This window comes from Brevundimonas sp. CEF1 (assembly GCF_051353055.1).
In the GTDB taxonomy this organism is placed as follows: domain Bacteria; phylum Pseudomonadota; class Alphaproteobacteria; order Caulobacterales; family Caulobacteraceae; genus Brevundimonas.
Genome location: NZ_CP195593.1, coordinates 1,117,304 through 1,134,957 on the forward strand (window position 1 = coordinate 1,117,304; position 17,654 = coordinate 1,134,957).

Sequence of the window (17,654 nt, forward strand, 5' to 3'; positions counted from 1 at the left end):
ACTGGACGCGGAAGGCCTGCGGCTGATAATCGCTGTCAACATATGTGAACGGCGCCGGGCGCCGTGTAATGAGCGCCATGACCGACACCATCAAACTCAGCCAGGCCCGACGCGGCGATCGCGGCGTCATTGTTCAGGTCGGCGCTCACTGCCACCATCAGGAACATGAGAGCGAGCTGGAGCGCCGTCTGCTGGAGCTGGGCTTTGTCGAGGGCGCGCGCGTCGAGCTGCTGCACGAAGGTCTGTTCGGACGCGATCCCATCGCCATGAAGGTGGACGACATGCGCGTGGCCCTGCGCCGGCACGAGGCCGCCAGCCTGACCATCCGTCTTGAAGAGGGAGGCCTCTGATGGATATGGCCGTTCGTACCGCCCGCGTCGCCCTGGTCGGCAATCCCAACAGCGGCAAGACCGCCCTGTTCAACGCCCTGACCGGCGCCCATCAGAAGGTCGCCAACTACGCCGGCGTCACGGTGGAACGCAAAGAGGGGCGCATCCACGCCGCCGACGGCCGCACCTTGTCGGTGCTGGACCTGCCGGGCACCTATTCGCTACGCGCCCGAAGCCTGGATGAGGAAGTCACGCGCGACGCCGTCCTGGGCGCCCTGCCGGGCGAGACGCCGCCGGACGTGGTGGTCTGCGTCGCCGACGCCACCAACCTGCGACTGGTCCTGCGTCTGGCGCTGGAGCTGAAACAGGTCGGCCGCCCGATGGTGCTGGCCCTCAACATGTTCGACATCGCCCAGCGCCAGGGCCTGCGCATCGACCTGGAGAAGCTGTCGGCCGAGATCGGCGCGCCGGTGGTCACCACGGTCGCCACGCGCAAGCGCGGGATCAATGAGCTGGTCGCCGCCGTCCAGGCCCAGGCCGATCAGGCGGAGGGCGAGACCCGCAGCGAATGGCACGCCCCGTCCGCCGCCGAGATTCGCGACGCCCACCGCGAGGCCGAGCGCATCATGAAGGCCTGCGTCCGTCCGCCCGAGCGACCGGACACCCTGACGGGCAAGATCGACAGTGTCCTGCTGCATCCGGTCGCCGGTCTGCTCATTCTGCTGGGCATCCTGTTCGTCATGTTCCAGGCGGTCTTCACCTGGGCCACCCCGGCGATGGACGGCATCGAGGCCTTCTTCGCCCTGGTCGGGGGCTGGGTGGCCACGGTCCTGCCGGATCAGGGTTTCACCGGCCTGTTGCAGAGCCTGATCGTCGACGGCCTGATCGGCGGGGTGGGCAGCGTCCTGGTCTTCCTGCCGCAGATCCTGATCATCTTCCTCTTCATTATCGTGCTGGAAGACTTCGGCTACATGGCCCGCGCGGCCTTCCTGATGGACAAGATCATGGGCGGGGCGGGGCTGCATGGCCGCGCCTTCATCCCCCTGCTGTCCAGCTTCGCCTGCGCCATTCCCGGCATTATGGCCACGCGGGTGATCGAGGCGAAGCGCGACCGCCTGACCACCATCCTGATCGCGCCCCTGATGACCTGCTCGGCGCGCATCCCGGTCTATACCCTGATCATCGCCGCCTTCATTCCCAACGAGACCGTCTGGGGCTGGGCCAGCCTGCAGGGCCTGGTGATGTTCGGCCTCTATGCGGCGGGCATAGTCAGCGCGCTTCTGGTCTCGCTGGTGATCCGCCGGGTCTTCTGGCGCGGCGCGGTCGAGCCCTTCATGATGGAGCTGCCGGCCTACAAGATCCCCGACATCAAGAGCGTCCTGTTCAATCTGTGGCTGCGGGCCAAGATCTTCCTGCGCCGCGCGGGCAAGATCATCCTACCGCTGATGGTCATCGTCTGGGCGCTGTCGACCTTCCCCTATCCGCCGGAAGGCGCGACGGGACCGGCCATCGACTATTCCTTCGCCGGCATGATCGGCAAGGCGCTGGAGCCGGTCTTCGCCCCTATCGGCTTCAGCTGGCAGATGGTGGTGGCCCTGGTGCCCGGCATGGCCGCGCGCGAGGTCGCCGTGGCGGTCCTGGGCACGGTCTATTCCATCGCCGGCGCCGAAGAGAACGTCGGCGCCCTGGCCTCGGTCCTGTCAGCCGACTGGTCGCTGGCCACCGGCCTGGCCTTCCTGGCCTGGTATGTCTTCGCGCCGCAGTGCCTGCCCACCCTGGGCGTGGTCCGTCGCGAGACTGGCTCGCTGAAGTGGACCATGATCATGGTCGGCTATCTGTTCGGCCTGGCCTATCTGGCGGCCTTCATCGTCTATCACGTCGCCGTGGCGCTAGGCGGCGGGTAAGGGAGAACCCTTTCCTCCCCACTTGTGGGGAGGTGGCGCGACGCGTAGCGGCGTGACGGAGGGGGCGTCTCGACGTCAGCCCTCTGTGTCGCCCCCTCCACCGCTTCGCGGTCCCCCTCCCCACGGAGTGGGGAGGAAAGGTTTGATCACCGCCCCGTCGTCAGCTTCACGACGATATGCGCGGTCGTATCGACGATGGCCTCGGGCGTGTCGGCGCGACGCATCAGGGCGAAACCGGCGGCGACGGATTCCACCAGATTGGCGGTCTCGTAGGAGGTCAGGCGCGGGCTCAGACCCTCAGGGTGCATGCCGTTGGCCTTGGCCTGGGCGATGCGGCGTTCCAGCGCCAGGTGCAGCCGCCGCATCCGCTTGATGCGGCTTTCGGCGAAGCCCGGTTCGCCCTTGTCGGCCAGCATGTGCTCGACCCGCAGCACCGGGCCGTGGTCGTTCCACAGGGCCAGGACTTCCAGCACATAGGCCCGCACGGCTTCGAAGGCGCGGTCGGCGGTCCAGTCAGCGTGGATGTGTCGGGCCAGCTTCTGGAAGTCCTCGCCCGCCTCTTCGCAGAGGATCAGCAGGCCTTCCTCGACCGATTTGAAGTAGGTGTAGAAGGTCGGGGCCGAGACGCCCGCCGCCAGGGCCACATCAGCGGCGCGGATCTCGCCGAGATGCTTGTGGTTCAGCAGGCCGCGCAGGGCGTCGAGAATCGCGCGACGGGTGCGTGCGCCGCGCGATCCGATCTTGTGTCCCAGCTTGTTGGTCGTCTCGGACATGGGGAGGAGGCGGCCGAAGAAAAAAGTCGTTGTTCAGGCAGCCTATAGCCCGCGCTCACAGCGAGACGCCAGCGCGCACACGGTTAACAAGGAAATCAGCCTAGTCGACCGACAAATTCGGATTGGTCCAGGCCGTGGCCGTCCGATCGGCGATTTCCTCGGAAAGCTGTCTGGCCAAAGCCTGTTGTGTGGCGTCGCCGCGCGCGGTGGTGCAGATCTGTCGGGTCATGATGGACCCGGTCCGCGCGCGGTTGGTGCAGGTGCGCGTTTCGCTTCGACGAGTCCGAGCCTTGGGCGCAGCCGCCGGCGCGGCGGGAGGGGCGACGGCTTCAGCGGGGGCGGCTTCGACAGGCGATGTCGCCTGAAGCACGGCGATGGCCGCTAGGGTGGCGAACATGCGGTCTCTCCTTCTTCCTGGAAGGGAGTTTTGCAGAACGTTGGTCCATAATCAATGGATGGTGCCGGTTGCAGGAATCGAACCCGCGACATCCAGTTTACAAAACTGGCGCTCTACCAACTGAGCTAAACCGGCGTTGCGCGCCTTATGCTGGTGGAATCTCTCGGACGCAAGCACAGTCCGCGCATGCCGATGACGCCCTATCTCACGCCGATCCTTCTGCTGGCCCTGTCGAACGTCTTCATGACCTTCGCCTGGTATGGTCATCTGAAATTCGGGGCCAAACCCTTGTGGATCGTGGTGATCCTGAGCTGGGGGATCGCCTTCTTCGAATACTGCCTGGCCGTGCCGGCCAACCGCATCGGCCACCAAGTCTATTCAGCGGCCGAGTTGAAGACCATGCAGGAGGTGATCACCCTGCTGGTCTTCGCCGTCTTCTCGGTGCTCTACCTCGGCGAGAAGCTGACCCTGAACCATCTGGTCGGCTTCTCGCTGATCGCGGGCGGGGCCTTCTTTATCTTCAAGGGGCCGCTCTGACCTAGTCCAGTTCGGCGGCGATCCGGGCGGCCAGGGCCTTGAGCTGTTCGGCGTCGGCCATGGGGGCGTGGCCGTGGCCCTTCATCTGACGGTCGGCCCAGCGCGGGATGATGTGGAAATGCAGGTGGAAGACGGTCTGGCCGCCGGCCTCGCCGTTGAACTGCATCAGGCTGAGGCCCTCGGGCTTCAACGCCTTCTCGACCGCGCGGGCGGTGCGTTGAACGGCGGCGGTCACCTTGGCCAGGGCGTCCGGCTCGATCTCCAGCAGGTTGCGCGCCTGGGAGGTCTTGGACACCACCAGGACATGGCCCTCGGACTGAGGAAAGACGTCCATGAAGGCCACGACGTCGTCGTCTTCCCACACCTTCACGCTGGGGATTTCGCCGCGCAGGATCTTGGCGAAGATGTTGTCGGGGTCGTAGGCGCCGTGAAGGCTCATGGGGAGGCTCCGTCAGAGGTGTCGGCGCAAGGCTAGCAGGGCAGGGCCGATTTCGCACGGGAGCGAAACGCGATCTGGCGCGCTATATGGTCAAGGTTCACGGAGATTGCGTTTCATGCTGCGTTTCATTGTTCAGGCTATCGTCACCGCCCTGGGTCTGTGGCTGTCGGCCAAGGTCGTGCCGGGGGTGGATTTCACCTCGACGGGATCTCTGGTCGCGGCGGCCGTGGTGTTGGGCCTGGTCAATGCCGTCGTGCGGCCGATCATGGTCATCCTGACCCTGCCGTTGACCATCGTGACCCTGGGGCTCTTCCTGCTGGTGGTGAATGCGGCGATGATCGGGCTGACGGCCTGGTTCCTGGGCGGGTTCGCGGTCAATGGTCTGTGGGCAGGCATCGGCGCGGCCATCGTGACCGGCGTGGTCAGCTGGATCGCGGCCGCCCTGTTCGGCGAGGGCGAACGGGGGCGTTGAATAAATCCGGGTAATATTGACGAGAATATTTTGCCCGGATAAAACGTCTCAACCTTTTCAGGGAGACGATAATGACGCCTGCAAGCTGCACCGCCTTCGCCGGAGATCGCCTGATCGCCTCGGGCGCGCCGTCTTTGGTCGTGGCGGCGGTCAAGGCGGCGCATGACGCGGGCGCGGCGGTGCTGGTCTTCGACGACGCCGACGCTCGGCCGGTGGAGTTCGACCTGCGCGGCGATCTGGCCGCTGTACTGGCGCGTCTGCCGTCCGAGTCGGTCGAGAAGCGCGGGCCGGGGCGGCCCAAGCTGGGGGTGACGGCGCGCGAAGTGACCCTGTTGCCGCGGCACTGGGATTGGCTGGCGGCCCAGCCGGGCGGGGCCTCGGTGGCGCTGAGGAAGCTGGTCGAGAACGCCCTGCGCGAGGCCGAGGGGCCGGACCGCGTGCGTCGCAGCCGCGAGGCCGCCTATCGCTTCATGACCGCCGTGGCGGGCGACCAGGCGGGTTATGAGGAGGCGACGCGGATGCTGTTCGCGGGCGACTGGGTCGCCTTCGACGCCGCGATCGAGGCCTGGCCGTCAGACGTGCGCGACTACGCCCGGCGACTGGCCGAGGGAAGCTGGCGCAACGGTCTGGGGGCGGCCTAGCTGGGGCGGATGACCATGCAGGTGACGCGACGCTCTCCCAGGGCCTCGCAGGCGGCCTCGGCCGAAGCCTGGGTCATGCCGGTGAAGCGCGAACGATACCAGCCATCGGCGTTCTGAACGTCGCGCTGCGCCTCGGTGAACTGAGTGCGGAAGCGGCGGCTGACTTCGTTGAGCCAGTTGCGGGCGACGGTTTCATCACGGAAGGCCCCGACCTGCACCGTCCAGCGGCCCGCCGGGGCGCGAGAGGCTTCACGCGTCGCATTCCGCGTTGGGGTAGCCGTGGACGAGGCTCGACGCGTGGTCGCAGACGAGCCGCCGTTGAGCGAGGCGGTCAGGTTCTCGGGCGTGCGCGGAGCCTCGGCGCGCTGAATCGGGGCCGTGGCGCGGGGCGTGGCCGCCGCGGCGCGGGCCGAGGGCGGGGGCGTCACCTCAGTCGGCAGGCTGGCGGGCGGCGGGCCGGCGACATAGGCCACGGCGGTCGACCCCATGCCTTCGCCGTCCTCGTCCGAAACCGAGGCGTACTCGACCGGCGGATTGGGGTCGGCGCTGATGCCGTAGCCGCGCTGCTCGAAGAAGGCCTGGGCTACCTGGATGCGCTCGCCCTGGCCGCGCCGACGCTGGACCTCGAAGCCGGTGTCCATCAGTTCGGCGACGTGCTCGTTGCGGCTCTTGGTCGAGCGGCCGCCCATGACGATGGTGATGATCCGCTTGCCGTCGCGCACCGAGGAGGCGGCGAGGTTGTAGCCCGAGGCGTTGGTGAAACCGGTCTTGATGCCGTCGTAGCCGCGCCCGGTGGCCAGCAGGCCGTTGGTGTTGCGGTAGTCGCGACCATTGTAGAACCAGTCGTGCAAGCCCAGGTAGCGGTAATATTGCGGATAGTCGCGCATCACCGCGCGGCTCAGGATCGACAGGTCGCGGGCGGTGGTCGCCTGGCGCGTGTCGGGCAGGCCGTTGGCGGTGGTGAAGCGGGTATGGTCCATGCCCAACTCGCGGGCCTTCGCCGTCATGCGGGCGGTGAACTGGGCCTCGGAGCCGGCGATGTGTTCAGCCAGGACCACGGCCATGTCATTGGCGCTTCGGACCGCCGTGGCGCGCATGGCGTCATCCAGGCTGATCGACTGACCGGCGGCCAGACCCAGTTTGGACGGCGGTTGAGAGGCGGCGCGGGGGGAGACCGTCAGGTTGTCGGTCAGCTTGATCTTGCCCGACTCCAGCGCCTCGAACGTCAAGTACAGGGTCATGACCTTGGTGATCGAGGCGGGATAGCGCCGTGCGTCGGCGAAGCGCGAGAACAGGACCTCGCCCGAGGCCGCATCGACCACGATCGAGGCGTAGCGCGAGTTGTCCGAGGACTGGGCGACCGGCGGCGGCGCGCCGAGGGCGGGCGTGAGGACCACGCCGCCCAGAACAAGGGCGGCCAGGAAGCGACGGCGGAATGCTGCGTTCATGGTCAATCTACTAGCCTCGTCACTGTGGCGCGAAGACGACCGAGATCACCGCGCGTTACAAATGCTAACATCGGCTGCGCGGGTTTCGAGAGGGTTAACAAGCCGTCAACAGAGTTGTGATCGCCGGGCTGTCGGACAGGTGATCGGCGTTCATATGTTGCGTCGCACAATTTTCACTTGAAGTCATTTCGCACTTGCACCATATGACCCCTGTCGCGATGGACGCCGTTCGTCGTGAGACCCTTTATCGCTTCAGGAGAGTCCCAATGGCCGACGCCGCCGAGACTGTTAAGAAGACCGTCGAACAGACCACCGCCAAGGCGAAAGCCCAGGCTGAATCCATTCAAGCCGCCGGCGCCAAGGCCTTCCGCGAAGGCGTGGACAAGTCGGTCGCCTCGCTGACCGAGCTGAACGCCCACGGCAAGAAGAACCTCGAGGCCGTCGTCGAGTCGGCCGCCGCCGCCCAGAAGGGCGCCGAGGCCCTGTCGCAGGAAGCCATCGCCTTCTCGAAGAAGTCCTGGGAAGACGGCGTCGCCGCCGCCCAGTCGATCAGCCAGGCCCGTTCGGTCCAGGAACTGGTCGAACTGCAGACCTCGTGGGCCAAGTCGGCCGCCGAGGCCTATCTGGCCCAGTTCGGCAAGACGACCGAGATCTTCACCGCCTCGGTGAAGGACAGCTTCAAGCCGATCAACGAACGCGTCACCGCGACCGTCGAGAGCTTCCAGGCCGCCCGCTAAGCGTCCCAAGTTCCAGTAAGCGTACAATCAGGCCCCGGCGGAAACGCCGGGGCCTTTTGCGTCTGGATCAGGGCGCGTCGGTTGATGCTGCGGCGTGGTCGATGCTGAAGGCGCGGGCCAGCCGCCAATGGCCGTCCTCCAATCGCCACAGCATGGAGAAACGGGCGCGACCGACCAGGGTTTCGGGCCCGTCGCCCTGACGTTCATAGAAGAGGTGGCTGGCTTCCTCGACCGCGCCGACGCCGGGGATGGCGTAGACCTTCATGGTGCCAGGCACGAGTTCGCGGCGCGAGCGCCAGGCGTCGGGGGCCTTTCGCGCCTCGCAGCCCTTGGCGTAGTCGGCGACGAATGCGGTTCGCGTCGCCGTCAGCCCGCCCCGGTCGTGGTAGAATTCCAGATCATCGGTCACCAGATCAGCCAGGAAGGCAGGATCGCAGCGGTCGAACATGGTGGCGAACAGGGCTGCATCCCGCTCGGCGATGATCAGGGCCAGCGCCGCTTCATCCGGGATGACCGCAGGGCTGGACGTCTGGGCCAGGGCCAGTGTGGCGATAAGTCCGGCGATCATGGTCATAGGGGCGTCCAGCGGGCAAAACCTAGCCGCATTGGTGCGGCGGCCTGACGCTCATGTCCCGTGAATCTTTGGTTAGCTGGGCCGCTCACGCACCCTGTGACTGGACGCCCCTACAAATCAGGCCATCATCACCTATCTGAGCTACCGACTCCCCCCGAAGACGGATGACTAATGCCTACCAGACGGCCAGGTGAACAAGGCGGAGGCGCAGGCGCCGCCGTCGTCACCGAGACAAAGCCGAAGCTTCAGCGGCCCTCGCTCTATCGAGTGCTGATCCTGAATGACGACTACACGCCGATGGAGTTCGTCATCTATGTGCTGGAACGGTTCTTTCAGAAGAGCCGGGAAGACGCGACCCGCATCATGCTGCATGTGCACCAGCATGGCGTCGGGGTCTGCGGCGTCTTCACCTACGAAGTGGCCGAAACCAAGGTCGCCCAGGTGGTCGAGACGGCGCGCCGTCACCAGCACCCTCTGCAATGCACGATGGAAAAAGACTGAGAGGATCTCCCATGCCCTCCTTTTCTCGTCCTCTCGAAGAGACCCTGCACCGCGCGGTCCACTATGCGAACGAGCGCCGGCACGAGTACGCCACGCTTGAACACCTGCTGCTGGCCCTGATCGACGACACCGACGCATCGGCGGTCATGACGGCCTGCAACGTCGATCTCGGCGCGCTGAAGACCGCGCTGACCCTCTATGTCGACAACGACCTGGCCGCCCTGGCCACGGCCGACGGCGACGACGCCAAGCCGACGGCGGGCTTCCAGCGCGTGATCCAGCGCGCGGTCATCCATGTCCAGTCGTCGGGCAGGGAAGAGGTGACGGGCGCCAATGTCCTGGTCGCTATCTTCTCCGAGCGCGAAAGCCACGCCGCCTACTTCCTGCAAGAGCAGGACATGACGCGCTATGACGCGGTCAACTTCATCGCCCACGGCATCGCCAAGAAGCCTGGCGCGGCCGAAACCCGTCCGGCCAAGGGCTCGCCCGAGGAGGCCGAGGACGCCGCCGCCGTCAAATCGGGCGGAGAGGCGCTTGAGGCCTATTGCGTCGACCTGAACGAGAAGGCCCGCCACGGCAAGATCGACCCCCTGATCGGGCGGCAGGCCGAGGTCGAGCGCTCGATCCAGATACTGTGCCGTCGGACCAAGAACAATCCGCTTCTGGTCGGCGATCCGGGCGTCGGCAAGACCGCCATCGCCGAGGGCTTGGCCCGCAAGATCGTCAACGGCGAGGTGCCTGAGGTCCTGAAGGACGCCACCATCTACTCGCTCGACATGGGGGCGCTGCTGGCCGGCACCCGCTATCGCGGTGACTTTGAGGAGCGGCTGAAACAGGTCGTCAAGGAACTGGAGACGCACGAGAATGCGGTCCTGTTCATCGACGAGATCCACACGGTGATCGGCGCCGGCGCGACGTCGGGCGGGGCGATGGACGCCTCCAACCTGCTGAAGCCGGCCCTGGCGTCCGGCAGCCTGCGCTGCATGGGCTCGACCACCTATAAGGAGTACCGCCAGCACTTCGAGAAGGACCGCGCCCTGGTGCGTCGCTTCCAGAAGATCGACGTCAACGAGCCGACGATCGAGGACACGGTGAAGATCCTCAAGGGTCTGAAGACGACCTACGAGACCCACCACAAGCTGCGCTACACCGATGCGGCCATCCGCACGGCGGTCGACCTGTCGGCGCGCTACATCACCGACCGCAAGTTGCCGGACAAGGCCATCGACGTGATCGACGAGGCGGGGGCGTCGCAGATGCTGCTGCCGGAATCCAAGCGCAAGAAGGTCATCGGTCAGAAGGAGGTCGAGGCCGTCATCGCCAAGATGGCCCGCATCCCGCCCAAGTCGGTCAGCAAGTCGGACACGGAATCCCTGCGCGAGCTGGAAGCGGATCTGAAGCGCGTCGTCTATGGCCAGGAGCAGGCCATCGACCAGGTCTCGGCGGCGATGAAGCTGGCGCGCGCGGGTCTGCGCGACCCGAACAAGCCCATCGGCGCCTTCCTGTTCAGCGGCCCGACCGGCGTCGGCAAGACCGAGGTGGCCAAGCAGCTCGCGGCCACCCTGGGCATCGAGATGCAGCGCTTCGACATGTCGGAATACATGGAGCGCCACACGGTCAGCCGCCTGATCGGCGCCCCTCCGGGCTATGTCGGGCATGACCAGGGCGGCCTGCTGACCGACGCCGTCGATCAGCATCCGCACTCGGTGGTGCTGCTGGACGAGATCGAGAAGGCGCACCCCGACGTCTACAACATCCTGTTGCAGGTGATGGACAACGGGACGCTGACCGACGCCATCGGCAAGAAGGTCGATTTCAGGAACGTCATCCTGATCATGACCACCAACGCCGGGGCCGCCGACAACGCCCGCGCCTCCATCGGCTTCGGTCGGGGCAAGGTCGAGGGCGAGGACGACAAGGCCATCCAGCGCCTGTTCGCGCCGGAGTTCCGTAACCGTCTGGACGCCATCGTGGCCTTCAAGCCGCTGGGTGCCGAGACGATCCGTTCGGTGGTCGGCAAGTTCATGATGCAACTGGACGCCCAACTGGCGGACCGCAACATCACCATCGAACTGACCGACGAGGCCACCGACTGGCTGGCCAAGAACGGCTTCGACGAACTGTATGGCGCGCGTCCCCTGGCCCGCGTCATTCAGGAACACATCAAGAAGCCGCTGGCCGACGACATCCTGTTCGGCCGCCTGACCCGCGGCGGACACGTCAAGGTCGAGCTGAAGGACGGCAAGATCGCCTTCGACATCACCCCGGCCAAGGGCGCGGCGGTGAAGCAAGAGGAAGAAGAAACGGCCTGATTTTCTTCAGGTTTGTGGTTGAAGGCCCGGGCGGAAACGTCCGGGCCTTTTTCTTTGCAGGTTCACCACAATCCGCTCATCCCCGCGGAGGCGGGGACCCAGTGCTTTGGCTTCGGGCGCAAACCTGGCCGTGATGCGCGTGGCTCTTACTGGGTCCCCGCTTCCGCGGGGATGAGCGGGAGAGGGTAGCCGTCCGCTGCGTGAAACGGCATGGTCCGTTCAAGTGGAGGGCAGGACATGACCGCAGTGCTGACCGAGCGGCAGAAGAAGTGGTTCGCCACGGTCCAGGCCAATCTGGAGAAGAAGACCGGAAAGCCGCTGGCCGACTGGGTCGCCATTATGAAGGCTTGCCCTGAGACCGCGCCGCGCGCTCAGGCGGCCTGGTTGAAGGCCGAGCATGGCGTGGGCCAGAACCACGCGGCGCAGATCCTCGACGCCTGTCGCCCCGCTGACGGCCCCGGCTGGGATGACCCTGAGGCCTTGCGCGCGGCCCTGTGGAAGGACCCGGCTTCGCTGGCGATCCTGGAAGCGGTCGAGCATGTCGCGGACGGCGTCGAGGGCGTCATCTCGGGCCAGCGCAAGGGCTACACATCCTTCTCGCGCAGTGTGCAGTTCGCGGCCATGCGCCCGCTGAAGGGCGGTCGGGCCTTGCTGGGATTGAAGCTGTCGCCGGAGGTTTCGCCGCGCCTGTCGCCGTCGGCGCGACGCGAGAGCTGGTCTGAACGACTGACGGCGACGGTCGAACTGGACGCCGCCGATCAGGTGGACGCCGAGATCAGCCGCCTGTTCGCACAGGCGGCTGACAAGGGCTGATTGTGTCCTTCTCCCCTTGCGGGAGAAGGTGGCGACCGAAGGTCGACGGATGAGGGGTTTTGCTGTCGGTTGAAAGACCCCTCATCCGACCTCGCTCCGCTCGGCCACCTTCTCCCGCAAGGGGAGAAGGATTTTTGTAGCGCTACGCCTTCGGCTGCTTGAGCGCCTTTCCTCGCCAGGGGAGAAGGATATTTAGCGCTTGCGGCCCAGCGCGCCGAGGAGCACCGCCGCGCCGGCCAGGATGCCGGTGGTCAGCAGGGGCTTGCGGCGAGCGAAGTCCAGACCCTTGCGCGCCGGTTCGCGCAGATCGGCGGGAGCTTTTTCGACCATGCCGTCCAGACCGTCGATGACGCGGCCATAGGCGTCCAGCGCCTTGCCCTTCACCTCGTTCAGCTTGCCTTCGACCTGCAGCTTGCTGTCGCCGGTCAGGCGACCGAACCCGCCCTGGGCCTTGCCCTTCAGTTCCGTCGCGACGCCTTCGATACGTTGATCGGTCATGATGATCCCTGGATGTGAGGAGGAGACTCACATTGGTAGCGTATCGCGGCGCCGCAAGTTCCGCAGCATGCCGCGATGCGACATCAGGTGCGGCGATAGGGCGACAGGTCGGTCGTCATGGCTTCCATTTCCGCCTCGACCGCCGGGCGTTCATTGTCGAGGTAGCGGGCGACCGGATCGCGCAGGGCCGGATCGGCGATCCAGTGGGCGCTGTAGACGGGGGAGGGCAGGTAGCCGCGGGCGATCTTGTGCTCGCCCTGGGCGCCCGCCTCGACGCGGGCCAGGCCGCGCGAAATAGCGAAGTCGATGGCCTGATAGTAGCAGAGCTCGAAATGCAGGAAGGGGACCTCCTCCAGCGCGCCCCACTGACGACCATAGAGGGCGTCGCGGCCGATGAAGTTCAGCGCGCCGGCGATGGGCGTCTCGTCCCGGAAGGCCATGACCAGGGCGATGCGGTCGGCCATGCTGGCCCCGACGCGGGCGAAGAAGTCGCGCGTCAGATAGGGCCGGCCCCATTTGCGGTCGCCGGTGTCCATGTAGAAGGCGAAGAAGGCGTCCCAGTGGGCCTCGGTGATGTCGCCGCCCGTCAGAACGCGGATGTCGAGGCCAACCTGGGCCTCGCGCCGTTCGCGACGGATGGTCTTCCTCCGATTGGACGACAGGGCGGCCAGGAAGTCGTCGAAGCCGCCGTAGCCCTCATTGCGCCAGATGAACTGGATGTCGCGGCGCGGCAGCAGGCCCGCCTCGGTCATGGCGCGCCATTCCGGCTCGGTCGGGAAGTTGACGTGCAGGGATGAGACGCCCAGCCGCTCGACCAGTGTCAGAGCGCCTTGCAGCAGGGCCTCGCGCACGGTCGCGGCGTCCGCTCCAGGTGCGTGCAGAAAGCGCGGCCCGGTCGCGGGCGTGAAGGGCACGGCGCCCAAAAGCTTGGGGTAGTAGCGGCCGCCGGCGCGCTGATAGGCGTCGGCCCAACTGTGGTCGAAGACGTATTCGCCCTGGCTGTGCCCCTTCAGATAAAGGGGCATGACGCCGATCACGGCGCCGTCTTCGTCATGCAGGGAAAGGTGGCGCGCCGCCCAGCCCTGGGACGGGACGGCGCTGCCGGACGCCTCGCAGGCGTCAAGGAAGTCGTAGGAGACGAAGGGATCGCCGGTCGGGGCCGCGCAGGCGTCCCACGCGTCCCGGCCTATCGAGGCGATCCCGTCGTTGACCTGGAGCGTGAAGCTCACTTCACCTCGATGATGGCGTCGATTTCCACGGCGAAGCCGAGCGGCAGCTTGTAGACGCCGACGGCCGAACGGGCGTGCTTGCCTGCGTCGCCGAAGACTTCGACCATCAGGTCCGAGCAACCGTTGATGACGGCGGGGATGGCGATGAAGTCCGGGCCAGCCTGGACGAAGGCGCCCAGCTTGACGATGCGGACGACGCGGTCCAGGTCGCCGTCGACGGCGGCGTTGATCTGGGCCAGCAGGTTGATGCCGCACAGGCGGGCGGCCTCGGCGGCCTGCTCGGGGGTCACGTCCACGCCGACGGTGCCCTTGATGCCGCCGTTGGCGTCGTTCGACAGCTGGCCCGAGATCAGGACCTGATTGCCCGACTGGACGTAGGAGACGTAGCTGGCGACGGGCTTGGCCGGCTCGGGCAGGGTGATGCCGAGTTCGGCGATGCGGGCGTGGATGCTCATGTCGGGACTCCGTTGAGGGGTTCGAGCGGGGGTGTAGCGCGCCAGACGGGCGGCGTCATCCTGGCTTCTTGAGGGCGCGGCCCGCGACCACGGCGGCGGCCCCGAACTTGGCGCGCAGGGCGTCGATGGCGGTCTCGGTCTTCAGGGCGCGGGTCTCGTCGGTGGCGAACAGACCGGCGGAGGCGGCGCCGGCCTCGGCGATCTCGGCCAGGCCGATGCCGATCAGGCGATAGGGCTCGCCCAGTTCGGGTTTCAGCAGGTCGCGCCCGGCCGAAAACAGCACCCGCGCCGTCTGCACCGGCTCGGCCAGGGTGATGCGGCGGGTGACGATCCTGAAGTCGGCCTTACGCAGTTTCAGCACCACCACCCGGCTGGCGACGCCGTCGCGCCGCGCCTTGGACGCCAGCTTTTCGCACAGGGGCCAGAGCTCGGCCTCCAAATCCTCGGCGCTGGTCAGGTCGTCGTTGAAGGTGGTCTCGGCGCTCATGCCGCGCCGGTCGTGGTCGGGGCGGACCGGGCGTGCGTCGCGAGCGTGGCTGAGGTCGTAGAGACGCAGGCCTGTCTCGCCATAGCGCCGGATCAGGTCCTTGACGTCGGCGGCGGCGAGATCGCCCACCGTGGCGAAACCGTCGGAGCGCAGGGTGCGCCCGAACACCGGCCCGACGCCGGGCAGGATGTTGACCGGGCGGGGCGCCAACAGGTCTTTCGCCTCAGTCGCGCCGATGACGGAAAAGCCGCGCGGCTTGTCCAGTTCGGAGGCGATCTTGGCCAGGAAGCGGTTGGGAGCCAGGCCGATGGAGACGGTCAGGCCGGTCTCGTCCTCGATCCATTTCTGCAGGCGGATCAGCTGAAAGGCGGGCGGGCCGCCGTTCAGACGTTCAGTGCCCGATAGGTCGATCCAGGCCTCGTCCAGAGACAGGGTCTGGACGAGGGGCGTCAGCTTGCCGACCGCGCCGAAGATGCGCTCGCTCTCGGCCACGTATTTGCGAAAGTCAGGCTTGATGACGACGGCGTCGGGACAGGCCTTCAGCGCCTTGAACATGGGCATGGCCGAGCCGACGCCGTGCAGGCGGGCGACGTAGCAGGCGGTCGAGACCACGCCGCGCTTGCCGCCGCCGATGATGACCGGCTTGTCGCGCAACTCTGGCCGGTCGCGCTTCTCGACCGAGGCGTAGAAGGCGTCGCAGTCCAGGTGGGCGATGGTCAGGTCGCCCAGTTCATCATGAGCGATCACCCGACGCGAGGCGCACGAAGAGCACCGCTCGACCTTGCGGTCGCCGGTCCACAGGCAGTCGCGGCAGATGGCCTTTAGACCCAAGTGAGACTCCGTTCGCGCTCAAGCGCAAAGAAAAAGCGGCTTCACCTCAACTTAAGACTGCATGGGCCAGTGTGCATCCGAAGAAGGCGAAAAGCCCTGCGCAACAGCGCGAATTATTGGCGAAAGAGCCGGGTGGCGGATGTCCAAGAAAGTCCTCATCGTCGAGGATAACGAGCTGAACATGAAGCTTTTTCATGATCTGCTCGATTCCCAGGGCTATCAGACCCTGCAGACCCGCGAAGGGCTGCAGGCGCTCGCCATTGCGCGCGAGCATCGCCCCGATCTGATCCTGATGGACATTCAGTTGCCGGAGATTTCCGGCCTGGAAGTGACCAAATGGCTCAAGGACGACGAAGAGCTGAACCATATCCCCGTCATCGCCGTTACAGCCTTTGCCATGAAGGGTGATGAGGAACGGATCAGACAGGGCGGCTGCGAGGCCTATATCTCCAAGCCTATTTCGGTGGTGTCGTTCCTTGAGACGATCCGCAAGCATCTGGGGTAGGGCCTCATGAGCGCGCGCATCCTGGTGGTTGACGACGTCGAGACCAATGTCCGATTGCTCGAAGCCAAGCTGACGATCGAGTATTTCGACGCCCTGACCTGCGGTGACGGGCTGACGGCCATCGCCCTGGCGACTTCGGAACAGCCGGACCTGATCCTTCTCGACGTCATGATGCCCGGCATGGATGGGTTCGAGACCTGCCGTCGGCTGAAGGACGATCCGAAGACGCGACATATCCCGGTGGTGCTGGTGACGGCGCTGGACGGACGCCAGGATCGGATCAGGGGCTTGGAGGCCGGGGCCGACGACTTCCTGACCAAGCCGCTGGACGATGTGATTCTGATGGCGCGGGTCAGGAGCCTGACCCGGCTGAAGATGGTCATGGACGAACTGCGCGAGCGCGAGGAGAGCGGACGGCGCGTCGGCGTCGACACCGCCGGCGTGGCGCGGCTGAAGGGCTCGGGCGGGCGCGTCCTGGTGGTGGACGACAACGCCCTGCAGGCCGCCAAGGTGGCCCAGGAACTGGCGGTCGAGCATCGCCCCCTGATCGAGGCGGACCCGGCGGCGGCGCTGGAGGCGGCGCGTGGTCCCGTCGATCTGATGATCGTCAATGTGACCTCGGACGGCTTTGACGGTCTGCGCCTGATCGCCCAGGCGCGGTCCAAGGAGCCGACGCGGCGTCTGCCGATCCTGGCCCTGGTGGATTCGCAGGACCGGCCTCGGCTGCTGAAGGCGCTGGAACTGGGCGCCAATGATCTTCTGACGCGGCCGGTGGACCCCGAGGAGCTGTCGGCGCGGGTGCGGACCCAGGTGCGGCGCAAGCGCTATGGCGACTTCCTGCGCGAGAAGCTGGATCACAGCCTGGAGATGGCCGTCACCGACGCTCTGACCGGCCTGCACAACCGGCGCTACATGACGAATCAGCTTCAGGCCCTGGTGGCGCGCACCAACCGCGGCGGCGAGCCGGTGGCGGTGCTGGTTCTGGACATCGACCACTTCAAGGCCGTCAACGACGGCTTCGGCCACGACGCCGGCGACGAGGTGCTGCGCGAGTTTTCGGTGCGGCTGGCGACCAATGTGCGGGCGGTGGATCTGCCGTGCCGATTCGGCGGCGAGGAGTTCGTGGTGGTCATGCCCGGCACGACGCTGGAGGACGCCCATCGTATTGCTGAGCGTATCCGTCGTGACGTGGGCTCGGCGCCCTTCCGCGTCATGGACGGCAAGGCCCATCTGAACGTCACCGTCTCGGTCGGCGTGGCCGCCACCATGGGCGCGGACGATACGCCCGAGGCCCTGCTGAAGCGGGCGGACGAGGGGGTCTATGAGGCGAAGGCCTCGGGGCGGAACAAGGTCGTCGCCCGCGCGGCCTGAGCCTTTTCAGCGGTTGATCCCACAACGAAAAACGCCCGGCTGAAAAGCCGGGCGTTTTGAATTCTGCAGTCAAGCAAGCCCTGAGGCTCGGGGCGGTTAGGCCCTTACTTGATCTTGCCTTCCTTGAACTCGACGTGCTTGCGGACGACGGGGTCGTACTTCTTGACGACCATCTTTTCGGTCATCGTACGAGCGTTCTTCTTGGTGACGTAGAAGAAGCCGGTGTCAGCGGTGGAGTTCAGGCGGATCTTGATGGAAGCCGGTTTGGCCATCGGAATTACCTTTGCGACGGCGAAAGCCGCATGAAACGAGAGGCGCGGAACATACTCAGGCGGAGATCAAAGTCAACGCCCGCGATGTCACGTTGAGGATTGGCTTCTAGCGACTAGGCTGTCGGAATG

Annotated in this window: 21 protein-coding genes and 1 tRNA gene; 11 read left to right on the forward strand and 11 right to left on the reverse strand. The window is 66.2% G+C overall.

Annotated features, from left to right (window positions below; all coding sequences use genetic code 11):
* The first annotated feature begins 77 nt into the window (after positions 1 to 77).
* Together ACR9FL_RS05810 and feoB are read left to right on the forward strand one after the other, a co-directional pair.
* Positions 78 to 350: a FeoA family protein gene (locus ACR9FL_RS05810; protein WP_296177599.1), complete on the forward strand. Its 273-nt coding sequence runs from the start codon at positions 78 to 80 to the stop codon at positions 348 to 350.
* On the forward strand, positions 350 to 2,233 hold the full coding sequence (gene feoB, locus ACR9FL_RS05815) for a ferrous iron transporter B (RefSeq protein WP_436357661.1): 1,884 nt from the start codon (positions 350 to 352) through the stop codon (positions 2,231 to 2,233). Before ACR9FL_RS05810 ends, feoB begins: the two co-directional genes overlap by 1 nt.
* Positions 2,234 to 2,379: 146 nt before the next feature.
* On the opposite strand, the gene ACR9FL_RS05820 is transcribed toward feoB, so the two are convergent.
* From ACR9FL_RS05820 to ACR9FL_RS05830, 3 genes are all read right to left on the reverse strand, one after another.
* Positions 2,380 to 3,006, reverse strand: a complete 627-nt coding sequence (locus ACR9FL_RS05820) for a TetR/AcrR family transcriptional regulator (protein WP_296177597.1) — start codon at positions 3,004 to 3,006, stop codon at positions 2,380 to 2,382.
* Positions 3,007 to 3,106: 100 nt separating this feature from the next.
* On the reverse strand, positions 3,107 to 3,403 hold the full coding sequence (locus tag ACR9FL_RS05825) for a hypothetical protein (protein WP_296177596.1): 297 nt from the start codon (positions 3,401 to 3,403) through the stop codon (positions 3,107 to 3,109).
* 59 nt (positions 3,404 to 3,462) lie between these two features.
* Positions 3,463 to 3,538, reverse strand: a tRNA-Thr gene (locus tag ACR9FL_RS05830).
* A 51-nt stretch (positions 3,539 to 3,589) separates the two neighbouring features.
* Between ACR9FL_RS05830 and ACR9FL_RS05835 the strand changes: the two genes are divergently transcribed.
* Entirely contained in the window at positions 3,590 to 3,940 is a 351-nt protein-coding gene (locus ACR9FL_RS05835) for a DMT family protein (RefSeq protein WP_105564781.1), read from the forward strand.
* Position 3,941: 1 nt separating this feature from the next.
* Here the strand turns inward: ACR9FL_RS05835 and ACR9FL_RS05840 are convergent, their stop codons facing one another.
* Positions 3,942 to 4,379: an HIT family protein gene (locus ACR9FL_RS05840; protein ID WP_436357664.1), complete on the reverse strand. Its 438-nt coding sequence runs from the start codon at positions 4,377 to 4,379 to the stop codon at positions 3,942 to 3,944.
* A gap of 115 nt (positions 4,380 to 4,494) precedes the next feature.
* Here ACR9FL_RS05840 and ACR9FL_RS05845 point away from each other — a divergent pair, with 115 nt between their 5' ends.
* Positions 4,495 to 4,851 carry a phage holin family protein gene (locus ACR9FL_RS05845; protein WP_296177592.1) on the forward strand — a complete coding sequence of 119 codons (357 nt, stop codon included), beginning with the start codon at positions 4,495 to 4,497 and terminating at the stop codon, positions 4,849 to 4,851.
* A gap of 71 nt (positions 4,852 to 4,922) precedes the next feature.
* Positions 4,923 to 5,492 carry a DUF2239 family protein gene (locus ACR9FL_RS05850; protein ID WP_436357666.1) on the forward strand — a complete coding sequence of 190 codons (570 nt, stop codon included), beginning with the start codon at positions 4,923 to 4,925 and terminating at the stop codon, positions 5,490 to 5,492.
* Here the strand turns inward: ACR9FL_RS05850 and ACR9FL_RS05855 are convergent.
* The gene (locus tag ACR9FL_RS05855; protein ID WP_436357668.1) at positions 5,489 to 6,940 is read right to left on the reverse strand and encodes a D-alanyl-D-alanine carboxypeptidase; all 1,452 of its coding nucleotides are present in this window, start codon (positions 6,938 to 6,940) and stop codon (positions 5,489 to 5,491) included. The two genes, ACR9FL_RS05850 and ACR9FL_RS05855, sit on opposite strands and share 4 nt — an antisense overlap.
* A 266-nt stretch (positions 6,941 to 7,206) precedes the next feature.
* On the opposite strand from ACR9FL_RS05855, the gene ACR9FL_RS05860 reads away from it, so the two are divergent.
* A complete protein-coding gene (locus ACR9FL_RS05860; protein ID WP_207826524.1) occupies positions 7,207 to 7,677 on the forward strand; it encodes a phasin family protein in 471 nt (156 codons plus the stop codon).
* A 67-nt stretch (positions 7,678 to 7,744) separates the two neighbouring features.
* On the opposite strand, the gene ACR9FL_RS05865 is transcribed toward ACR9FL_RS05860, so the two are convergent.
* Entirely contained in the window at positions 7,745 to 8,251 is a 507-nt protein-coding gene (locus ACR9FL_RS05865; RefSeq protein WP_436357671.1) for a nuclear transport factor 2 family protein, read from the reverse strand.
* Between the two features lie 171 nt (positions 8,252 to 8,422).
* On the opposite strand from ACR9FL_RS05865, the gene clpS reads away from it, so the two are divergent.
* The 3 genes from clpS to ACR9FL_RS05880 all read left to right on the forward strand — a co-directional run bounded on the left by clpS (position 8,423) and on the right by ACR9FL_RS05880 (position 11,877).
* Positions 8,423 to 8,752 (forward strand): ATP-dependent Clp protease adapter ClpS, encoded by a 330-nt coding sequence (gene clpS, locus ACR9FL_RS05870; RefSeq protein ID WP_105564763.1) that lies wholly within the window; start codon positions 8,423 to 8,425, stop codon positions 8,750 to 8,752.
* Between the two features lie 11 nt (positions 8,753 to 8,763).
* The gene (clpA, locus tag ACR9FL_RS05875; protein ID WP_436357673.1) at positions 8,764 to 11,064 is read left to right on the forward strand and encodes an ATP-dependent Clp protease ATP-binding subunit ClpA; all 2,301 of its coding nucleotides are present in this window, start codon (positions 8,764 to 8,766) and stop codon (positions 11,062 to 11,064) included.
* A 237-nt stretch (positions 11,065 to 11,301) separates the two neighbouring features.
* Positions 11,302 to 11,877, forward strand: a complete 576-nt coding sequence (locus ACR9FL_RS05880; protein ID WP_436357674.1) for a DUF4287 domain-containing protein — start codon at positions 11,302 to 11,304, stop codon at positions 11,875 to 11,877.
* 192 nt (positions 11,878 to 12,069) lie between these two features.
* Here ACR9FL_RS05880 and ACR9FL_RS05885 read toward each other — a convergent pair whose 3' ends face one another.
* The 4 genes from ACR9FL_RS05885 to ACR9FL_RS05900 form a co-directional block, all read right to left on the reverse strand.
* Positions 12,070 to 12,375 (reverse strand): CsbD family protein, encoded by a 306-nt coding sequence (locus ACR9FL_RS05885; protein ID WP_436357676.1) that lies wholly within the window; start codon positions 12,373 to 12,375, stop codon positions 12,070 to 12,072.
* Positions 12,376 to 12,458: 83 nt separating this feature from the next.
* Complete coding sequence (locus ACR9FL_RS05890; protein ID WP_436357677.1) at positions 12,459 to 13,604, reverse strand: GNAT family N-acetyltransferase; 1,146 nt, start codon at positions 13,602 to 13,604, stop codon at positions 12,459 to 12,461.
* Positions 13,601 to 14,059 carry a RidA family protein gene (locus ACR9FL_RS05895; protein ID WP_296174744.1) on the reverse strand — a complete coding sequence of 153 codons (459 nt, stop codon included), beginning with the start codon at positions 14,057 to 14,059 and terminating at the stop codon, positions 13,601 to 13,603. The genes ACR9FL_RS05890 and ACR9FL_RS05895 overlap by 4 nt, the downstream gene beginning before the upstream one ends.
* 55 nt (positions 14,060 to 14,114) lie before the next feature.
* Complete coding sequence (locus ACR9FL_RS05900) at positions 14,115 to 15,377, reverse strand: DNA polymerase IV (protein ID WP_436357679.1); 1,263 nt, start codon at positions 15,375 to 15,377, stop codon at positions 14,115 to 14,117.
* Between the two features lie 139 nt (positions 15,378 to 15,516).
* On the opposite strand from ACR9FL_RS05900, the gene ACR9FL_RS05905 reads away from it, so the two are divergent.
* Complete coding sequence (locus ACR9FL_RS05905) at positions 15,517 to 15,882, forward strand: response regulator (protein ID WP_105564770.1); 366 nt, start codon at positions 15,517 to 15,519, stop codon at positions 15,880 to 15,882.
* Between the two features lie 6 nt (positions 15,883 to 15,888).
* Positions 15,889 to 17,253, forward strand: coding sequence for a PleD family two-component system response regulator (locus tag ACR9FL_RS05910; RefSeq protein WP_296174739.1), 1,365 nt, complete (start codon positions 15,889 to 15,891; stop codon positions 17,251 to 17,253).
* 104 nt (positions 17,254 to 17,357) lie between these two features.
* On the opposite strand, the gene rpmG is transcribed toward ACR9FL_RS05910, so the two are convergent.
* Entirely contained in the window at positions 17,358 to 17,525 is a 168-nt protein-coding gene (rpmG, locus tag ACR9FL_RS05915) for a 50S ribosomal protein L33 (protein WP_003164451.1), read from the reverse strand.
* Between the last annotated feature and the right edge of the window lie 129 nt (positions 17,526 to 17,654).

Coding starts and splice junctions, on each gene's coding strand:
- ACR9FL_RS05845 (WP_296177592.1), top strand. CDS start 4,495: ATGCTGCGTTTCATTGTTCAGGCTATCGTCACCGCCCTGGGTCTGTGG.
- ACR9FL_RS05835 (WP_105564781.1), top strand. CDS start 3,590: ATGCCGATGACGCCCTATCTCACGCCGATCCTTCTGCTGGCCCTGTCG.
- ACR9FL_RS05850 (WP_436357666.1), top strand. CDS start 4,923: ATGACGCCTGCAAGCTGCACCGCCTTCGCCGGAGATCGCCTGATCGCC.
- rpmG (WP_003164451.1), bottom strand. CDS start 17,525: ATGGCCAAACCGGCTTCCATCAAGATCCGCCTGAACTCCACCGCTGAC.
- ACR9FL_RS05820 (WP_296177597.1), bottom strand. CDS start 3,006: ATGTCCGAGACGACCAACAAGCTGGGACACAAGATCGGATCGCGCGGC.
- ACR9FL_RS05865 (WP_436357671.1), bottom strand. CDS start 8,251: ATGACCATGATCGCCGGACTTATCGCCACACTGGCCCTGGCCCAGACG.
- ACR9FL_RS05840 (WP_436357664.1), bottom strand. CDS start 4,379: ATGAGCCTTCACGGCGCCTACGACCCCGACAACATCTTCGCCAAGATC.
- feoB (WP_436357661.1), top strand. CDS start 350: ATGGATATGGCCGTTCGTACCGCCCGCGTCGCCCTGGTCGGCAATCCC.
- ACR9FL_RS05860 (WP_207826524.1), top strand. CDS start 7,207: ATGGCCGACGCCGCCGAGACTGTTAAGAAGACCGTCGAACAGACCACC.
- ACR9FL_RS05885 (WP_436357676.1), bottom strand. CDS start 12,375: ATGACCGATCAACGTATCGAAGGCGTCGCGACGGAACTGAAGGGCAAG.
- ACR9FL_RS05825 (WP_296177596.1), bottom strand. CDS start 3,403: ATGTTCGCCACCCTAGCGGCCATCGCCGTGCTTCAGGCGACATCGCCT.
- ACR9FL_RS05880 (WP_436357674.1), top strand. CDS start 11,302: ATGACCGCAGTGCTGACCGAGCGGCAGAAGAAGTGGTTCGCCACGGTC.
- ACR9FL_RS05910 (WP_296174739.1), top strand. CDS start 15,889: ATGAGCGCGCGCATCCTGGTGGTTGACGACGTCGAGACCAATGTCCGA.
- ACR9FL_RS05905 (WP_105564770.1), top strand. CDS start 15,517: ATGTCCAAGAAAGTCCTCATCGTCGAGGATAACGAGCTGAACATGAAG.
- ACR9FL_RS05855 (WP_436357668.1), bottom strand. CDS start 6,940: ATGAACGCAGCATTCCGCCGTCGCTTCCTGGCCGCCCTTGTTCTGGGC.
- ACR9FL_RS05895 (WP_296174744.1), bottom strand. CDS start 14,059: ATGAGCATCCACGCCCGCATCGCCGAACTCGGCATCACCCTGCCCGAG.
- clpA (WP_436357673.1), top strand. CDS start 8,764: ATGCCCTCCTTTTCTCGTCCTCTCGAAGAGACCCTGCACCGCGCGGTC.
- clpS (WP_105564763.1), top strand. CDS start 8,423: ATGCCTACCAGACGGCCAGGTGAACAAGGCGGAGGCGCAGGCGCCGCC.
- ACR9FL_RS05810 (WP_296177599.1), top strand. CDS start 78: ATGACCGACACCATCAAACTCAGCCAGGCCCGACGCGGCGATCGCGGC.